Origin of the sequence: Acetivibrio sp. (genome assembly GCF_035371925.1) — a bacterium.
In the GTDB taxonomy this organism is placed as follows: Bacteria; Bacillota; Clostridia; order Acetivibrionales; family Acetivibrionaceae; genus Hungateiclostridium.
In genome coordinates this window covers 1-7,425 of the sequence record NZ_DAORXT010000120.1, presented here as the reverse complement: position 1 = coordinate 7,425, position 7,425 = coordinate 1, and the positions used below count along the sequence as shown (strand labels likewise).

8 protein-coding genes are annotated in these 7,425 nt (G+C 38.3%); 5 read left to right on the top strand and 3 right to left on the bottom strand.

The window, feature by feature from the left end; genetic code table 11:
- The first annotated feature begins 169 nt into the window (after positions 1–169).
- Positions 170–433 (top strand): transglycosylase, encoded by a 264-nt coding sequence (locus tag PLH43_RS12450; protein WP_324363601.1) that lies wholly within the window; start codon positions 170–172, stop codon positions 431–433.
- 273 nt (positions 434–706) lie between these two features.
- On the opposite strand, the gene rpmB is transcribed toward PLH43_RS12450, so the two are convergent.
- Positions 707–895 (bottom strand): 50S ribosomal protein L28, encoded by a 189-nt coding sequence (gene rpmB, locus PLH43_RS12445; protein ID WP_324363599.1) that lies wholly within the window; start codon positions 893–895, stop codon positions 707–709.
- A 184-nt stretch (positions 896–1,079) separates the two neighbouring features.
- Here rpmB and recG point away from each other — a divergent pair, with 184 nt between their 5' ends.
- The 4 genes from recG to PLH43_RS12425 all read left to right on the top strand — a co-directional run bounded on the left by recG (position 1,080) and on the right by PLH43_RS12425 (position 4,818).
- A complete protein-coding gene (gene recG, locus PLH43_RS12440; RefSeq protein WP_324363597.1) occupies positions 1,080–3,164 on the top strand; it encodes an ATP-dependent DNA helicase RecG in 2,085 nt (694 codons plus the stop codon).
- An 89-nt stretch (positions 3,165–3,253) separates the two neighbouring features.
- The gene (gene rsmD, locus PLH43_RS12435; protein WP_324363595.1) at positions 3,254–3,829 is read left to right on the top strand and encodes a 16S rRNA (guanine(966)-N(2))-methyltransferase RsmD; all 576 of its coding nucleotides are present in this window, start codon (positions 3,254–3,256) and stop codon (positions 3,827–3,829) included.
- Positions 3,830–3,870: 41 nt separating this feature from the next.
- Complete coding sequence (coaD, locus tag PLH43_RS12430) at positions 3,871–4,350, top strand: pantetheine-phosphate adenylyltransferase (protein ID WP_324363593.1); 480 nt, start codon at positions 3,871–3,873, stop codon at positions 4,348–4,350.
- Positions 4,351–4,380: 30 nt separating this feature from the next.
- A complete protein-coding gene (locus PLH43_RS12425) occupies positions 4,381–4,818 on the top strand; it encodes an ATPase (RefSeq protein ID WP_324363591.1) in 438 nt (145 codons plus the stop codon).
- A gap of 21 nt (positions 4,819–4,839) precedes the next feature.
- Here the strand turns inward: PLH43_RS12425 and ylbJ are convergent, their stop codons facing one another.
- Both ylbJ and PLH43_RS12415 read right to left on the bottom strand, forming a co-directional pair.
- Positions 4,840–6,138, bottom strand: coding sequence for a sporulation integral membrane protein YlbJ (gene ylbJ, locus PLH43_RS12420; RefSeq protein ID WP_324363589.1), 1,299 nt, complete (start codon positions 6,136–6,138; stop codon positions 4,840–4,842).
- 63 nt (positions 6,139–6,201) lie between these two features.
- A complete protein-coding gene (locus PLH43_RS12415) occupies positions 6,202–7,332 on the bottom strand; it encodes an AbfB domain-containing protein (protein ID WP_324363587.1) in 1,131 nt (376 codons plus the stop codon).
- Positions 7,333–7,425: the final 93 nt, after the last annotated feature.

Sequence of the window (7,425 nt, the reverse complement as noted above, 5' to 3'; positions counted from 1 at the left end):
TATCCCAATAATTAACATTTAGCTGGTTTTCCAGTTACTTTTCGAGAATATTCAGTTTATATAAATAAATTTTGATAATATATTTTATTCGGTAATTTAGCAAATAAAACATTTATATGGAAATACTATTATGATGGAATCTAATTTTCTTACTTAGGAGGAGTTGTTGATGGGTGGATTTATTATTACAATTATAATTGCTTTGATTGCAGCATGGCTGGGAAATAATATTGTTGCAAGGCAAATGCCTGAAGATATCTGGAGAGCTTGTGTTGTTGCGCTTCCCGCATCATGGATTGGGGCTTATATGCCTTACATTAATACTTATGGCCCTAAAATTATGGATATTGCGTTGATACCGACATTTTTTTGCGCACTGGCAGCAACTATGATTTTCAAAGTTGTAAGAAAAGTATTAAAAGAAGCCAGCTGAAAATGCCGATTGAGTTTGTGGAATAAATCGAAAATCACAACAAAACAGCATTATGAATATACTATGTATTGGGGAGCGTTTTACCGGGGAGGAGTGTTTTTATATGAAAATATTGGTGGTAAAAATGCCAAAGTTTTTCGGAAACATTTTAAGAAAGGTTCTTAAAATGGGTTGACTTATTTAATAATGGGCGGAGGAATAAAAAAGTGTATCACATAGTTTAGAAGAATGTGGTACACTTTTTTCGCTATTTTTAATATTTTATTTAAGCTGTTATATTGCTCTGGTAACCTTGTTTGAACGCAAACACCTTGTGCAGACATTTGCTGTCTTTGGGGTACCGTTATCAATAATTCTGATTTTCCTGACATTTGGCTTCCACGATCTATTGGTTTTCCTGTTGGAGTGACTGACCTTCAAGCCAAAAAGCATATCTTTGCTGCATATATCACACTTTGCCATTTATACTACACCTCCTTTGAATCTGGAGAAATTAATCCACGATATTTTTTGCACATTAAAAACAATACCTATTTTAACATATAGTTTGCACTATTATCAAGTTTTTTTTGCATATATGGCAAAAAAGCCTTATATATATTAAAATTATTTGTATCAGATGCAATTTGCAAAGGATGGGCATATTATGAACAGCGATACAAAAGGTATGCTGAAAGAATCCATAATGAATATTAAAGGCGTTGGAGAAGCAAGGGCAAAACTTTTTCATAGGCTCGGCATTTTTAATATTGAAGATTTGATTACCCATTTTCCCTATGACTTTGAGGACAGGAGCAGTATAAAAAAAATATGCGAGCTTACGGAAGGTGAGAGCTGCACCTTTGAAGGCATTGTTATGTCGAAAGTCACGGAAAGAAATATTAGGCGCGGATTGACTTTGTACCAGGCATATATAAAGGATGATACGGGAACTATAATAGGGACATGGTACAATCAGCCCTATATTAAAAAGGTATTGAATGTTGGTGAAAGCTATATCTTTTATGGAAAGATAGTACGGGGCTATAAAACCTTGGAGGTACAGAATCCGGTTTATGAGAAGGCCGATAAAGAAGAGTTTAAAAATACAATGAAAATTGTGCCGGTCTATCATGCAACAGCAAATCTTACACAAAACATAATTAGAAGTGTGATTAAGAATGCTTTAGAGCTCGTTGTGGGGAATATGGAGGATGTATTGCCTGTATGGGTGAGAAAAAAATACTGCCTTTGTGATATAAATTATGCCTTTTCCAATATCCATTTTCCCCGAAATGAAGGGGATATTAAAAACGCCAGGTACAGGCTGGTGTTTGAGGAGCTTTTTTTGCTGCAGTTGGGGCTTCTTAGCATCAAGACCGTGCTTTTCGACGGCAAAGAAGGTATTGCCTTTGAGCCAAATAGAAAAGTGATGGAGGATTTTATAGACAGCATAGGCTTTAAACTTACCAATGCCCAGAAAAAAGTATGGGAAGAGATAGAAAAGGATATGGAAAGCAGCCGTGTGATGAACAGGCTTGTTCAGGGGGACGTGGGCTCAGGAAAGACAATTATTGCGGCTTTGGCACTGGTTAAAGCGGTAAAGAGCGGATATCAGGGAGCGATGATGGTTCCTACTGAGATTTTGGCAAAGCAGCATTATGAATCGTTAAAAAAAATTATGGACAAGCATGGGATAACTACTGCTTTGCTGGTGGGAAGCCTGACAAAGAAGCAAAAGAGTGAGCTTCTTTTGAAAATCGAGTCCGGTGAGATAGATATAGTTATAGGTACCCATGCGCTTATTGAGGAGAAGGTTCGTTTTTCAAAGCTTGGACTGGTTGTAACCGATGAACAGCACCGTTTTGGAGTAAGGCAAAGGGCAATGCTTTCCAACAAGGGAATAAATCCGGACATCCTTGTAATGACGGCCACTCCCATTCCCAGAACTCTTGCCCTAATCCTTTATGGTGATTTGGATATATCCATAATTGACGAGCTTCCGCCAGGAAGAAAGACTGTAAAAACCTATGCGGTTGATAACAGTATGAGAGAGAGGATAAACGGCTTTATAAAAAAAGAAATACTTGAAGGCCGGCAGGCTTATATAGTATGTCCTCTGGTGGACGAATCGGATGAAATAGAAGCAAAATCCGCTCTAAAAACGGCGGAAAAAATAGCAAAAGAGGACTTCAAAGACTTTAGAGTGGGTCTACTCCACGGGAAAATGCCCGCCAATGAAAAAGAAGAGGTCATGCAGCAGTTTTTAGACGGAGAAATCGATATTCTTGTATCCACTACAGTTATAGAGGTTGGAGTAAATGTTCCCAATGCAACGCTTATGGTTGTGGAAAATGCCGAGAGGTTTGGGCTTGCTCAGCTTCATCAGCTAAGGGGCCGTGTGGGAAGGGGCTTGCACCAGTCCTACTGCATTCTTTATAATGAAAGTAAAAGCCAAATCGCAAAAGAGAGAATGAAAGTTATGCAAGAGACTTCAGATGGCTTTGTAATATCCGAAAAAGACCTTTTGATAAGAGGACCGGGGGAATTTTTCGGCACAAGGCAGCATGGATTGCCCGACCTTAAAATTGCAAACCTGTATAGGGATATGGAAATTTTAAAAAAAGCGCAGGAAGCTGCGCAGGAGATTTTAAAAAAAGATAGAAATTTATGCATGGAGGAAAATATTAAGCTGAAGGAAAAAATTGCCGAGAAATTTATGGGAAAGCTAAATGACGTAAGTTTGAATTAAAAGTCGAATTATGATTGACAATTGTATATGATAATATAAAATATCATTATAGTGATAATATTGAATTTAGCGAGAATATTCAATGTCAAGTGGAGGAATTTGTCATTTTAAGAGTTATAGCGGGAACAGCAAAGGGACACAAGCTTAAAACAATAAAAGGACTTACTACAAGGCCGACATCGGACAAGGTAAAAGGAGCAGTGTTTAATATATTGGCTGCTTTGATACCTGGTGCAAATGTTTTGGACATATATGCGGGCACGGGGAGTCTGGGCATAGAGGCGCTAAGCAGAGGTGCCGATTCTGCTGTGTTTGTGGATAAAAGCAGCGAATGCTTCCATACAATAAAGGAGAACCTTGCCCATACAAAGCTTGAAAGCAAAGCTACAGTTATAGCCGGTGACGTTTTTGTGGCATTGAATAAATTTTCGAAAAACAACAAAAAATTTGATATAATATTTCTTGATCCGCCATACGGCAAAGGGCTTGTTGAGAAAACTTTAAAAAACATAGCTGAAAATGATATAATTATGCAGGAAGGAATAATTGTTGCAGAGCATGACGTAGAAGACGAAGTTCCTGAAGAGGTGGGCGGTCTTGAAAGGTACCGCCGGCAAAAGTATGGCGATACTGTTATATCCTTTTACAGGCTAAAACCTGTATGAGGCTAAAGAGAATTAATTTTTAAAGCAGGAAGGTATGAAGAGTGAATATATATGTATATCCCGGAAGTTTTGATCCGGTAACAAACGGTCATATGGACATAATTCAAAGGGCAGCAAAATTGTGTGACAAGCTTGTGGTTGGAGTGCTTGTAAACAGCAGCAAGAATCCGGTTTTCACCTTGGAAGAAAGGGTGGAACTGTTAAAATGCGCCGTTAAAGACATAAATAATGTGGAAATTGAGAGCTTTTCAGGGCTTTTAATAGATTTTATGAAGAAAAAGAATTCGAAGGTTATTATCAAGGGTTTAAGGGCTGTTTCGGATTTTGAATATGAGCTGCAAATGGCTCTTTTGAATAAAAATCTTGACTCCGACATTGAGACGCTGTTTATGATGACCAATATCAACTATTCTTTTCTAAGTTCCAGCTCTGTAAGGGAACTTGCCCGTAATAAAGGCAACATTGACGGACTTGTGCCGGACTGTATAAAGGATAGAATTATGGATAAGTTTCGAAAATAGGCTTGCTAAAAACCCTTAGGAGGGATAAATATGGAGATGCTTGCAATTCTGGAAACACTTGAGGATCTTGTTGAAAAAAGTGTTAGTGTACCGTTTTCAGGAAAGTGTTTGGTGGATAAGGAAGAAATACTTGAGATTATCAAGGAAATCAGGTTGAAACTTCCCGATGACCTAAAACAGGCGAAATGGGTAAAGGAGGAGAGGCAGAGAATTCTCCTTGAAGCACAGAGGGAAGCCAATAATATAATAAAGGATGCGGAGAACAAGATTGCATCCTTGATTGATGAACATGAAATTACAAAAAAAGCATACGAGCAGTCAAATGAGATTATTTCCAATGCGCAGAAAAATGCAAGAGAAATCAGACTTGGAACAAAGGAATATGCTGACAGTATCTTAAACAAGGTTGAGCAAATTTTGGAAGAAACTTTGCAAGTAATAAGGGAAAATAGGGAAGAACTAAAATAACAGCAAAATTTTCAGGCTGTTTTAAAGTATGGAGCGACATAAAACAGTTTTGCATATATATCTTATAAAGTGAAATGTCAGTGATATTGCTGTGAGAATCAAAAGGATGCAAAATGATGCAAATACATTCTGAGCCGAATATATCAAGGCATTATACCATGTAAAGTCTGAAAAAGGTGTTATGACATTAAGAACGCTTTTGGCTGTCAAAGAAGCCGTAAACGGTAATTTCATTGCGATTGAAATATAAATTGCTGCAAACACTCCCTGAAGCATTTTACCAAATAAATAAGGCTTTATGCTTATATCGGTTCGGCTTACAATGCTGTAAACCTGAAAGTGCACCGAAAGGCCTGCCCATCCGAGCAACAGACTCACCGCTGCAAGCTGGCCCTGGAGCGTTGTGTTTGCTGCTTTGCTTGCCATGCTTGTTCCTGTCGTCATTTCAAAAAAACCGCTCAATACGGCCAAAACTATTTCTCTTTTTATTCCAAAAGGAGATAGCAACGGTGAAATAAATGACGACAGACAGGATATAAATCCAATTTCAATCAGGATATTTATAATAACCGAGAAAAGAGTAATAAATCCTCCGATGGAGAGCATTACGTTAATTGAGTTTCTTATGGCTTCTCCGAGCATTGTTCCGGGGTTTAATTTTTGTCTGCTGTTATATGCCAGTTCTTTTTTGAATCTCGTCCAGAGATTTTTGCCGTCTTTTGCTTTGTCTTCCCGACTGTTTCTTCCATAGAAACGAAAGAGAATTCCCACTGTGATGCTTGCCAGTATGTGACATACAAGAAGCAAAAGTCCCAATTCAGGCATTCTGAACATACCGACTGCAACAGCTCCAATGATGAAAAGGGGACCTGAGTTGTTGGTGAAAGATAATAGTCTTTCGGATTCTGTTTTGCTAAGGAGCTTTTCTTCCCTCATGCTTGCCGTGATTTTGGCACCGACAGGATAACCGCTGGTTATTCCCATGGCAAAGGCAAAGGAGCCGCAGCCGGGCACATTGAAAAGAGGACGCATTATGGGTTCTAAAAGTATTCCTATTGCCTTAATAAACCCTGTCCTGTAAAGGATTTCTGATACAGCAAAAAAGGGGAAGAGGGAAGGAAATACAACATTAAGCCATAGGCTAAGCCCGCTGCCGGCGGATTTTACCGCGGTGTCGGAAAAAATAATGAGCATAAGAATAAAAATCACACACACCGCGGGAAGCATAAGGGACTTAATGTAAATAACCCTTGCTTTTTTTATATTTATGACCAATACCAATGCAATAAGTGCGATTATTGAGAGTGTATAGAGGTTCATAGTTCACCCGTAATATAATCTCTTTTATAAGATTATATTGTACGGGTGATAAAAATATACTTGCTACTCATCGGCTTTTATTCCTATATATGTGGCATCCTTTCTACCGAGATCGTTTTCAATTTTCTCCAAATAAAGATTAAAATCCCTATGCCTAATATATCTTAAAGGATAATTGATTGACTGGAAAGAAAGCATATTTTCATCCGCCAAGCCCGGTACAACTTTAAAGGTTGCATCTTTTCTGTACAAATCGGTATCTTCATATTTTTTTAGAATAATCTTGAAGTTTTCATGTTTTAAGTAATATCCCGGATAATTCTTCGACTCAAAGGAAATACAGCTCGGGTCTGCAAGGCCGGGAACTATCTTGAACATGGAATCTTCCACAGGATCTACATATGGTTCGATGTAGCCTGAAAACGATTTAACCCGAATATAATATCCGCGATAGTTGAACGATTCAAATCTCATAAACTGTGAATATGCTATTTTAGGAGCAGGCGTCGGCGTTGAAGTAGGCGTAGGTGTTGAAGTAATCTCAACTGTAGGTGCCGGTGTTGAAGTAGGCTTTATTGCCGGTGCCCGTGTCGTTTGCTGCGCCGATGCACGCGTTGATGTCGGCTTCAATGTGGGAGACGGCGTAGGTGCTGATGTCGGCGGTAAAGGCGATGTAAATGCCGGTGAAGGAATCAGTGACGTTGTTGGTGTTGGCACGGATGTTTCCTGTGAAATTGCTTTTTTTGATTCATCTTCAGATATTATCTTTATCAACTCATTAACATCAACCTCTTTAGCTTCTTCTAAGGACAGATCGTTTTCTAAAACTTTGTACTTGTTGTACAACACATACCTTCCGGTAGAAATTCCTTCAATTCGTGCGGCTTCTCTATCGTCGATATCGGCCTGAACGAGATATACATCGGCTTTGCCGGTCTTTTGTATATTTTCTTTCACTGAATCTATGATAATATCAAGCTTTTCCTTTTCATTGCGATATTCTTCGGTGCGTTCTTCTTTTTTGAGATTTAATGTACTTGAAATCAAAACACAATCTTTTTCGGTTTCGCTTATAGCATTGCTTTTCATAGTCTCATCTATTATAATATCAATGGCATTGGAAACGTTTGTTTTGTCAATCTTTAGCCCTTTTGCAAGAGTTTTTGCATCGTTATTTAACGGCTTTAAATTCAAAACGTTTCCCGCATCGTCAATTTCAATTTCAAAGCTGGGAGGTAAGTTGTAAAATTAATTGCCCAAACATGATAAAAAAGAAGTGACTCAAAT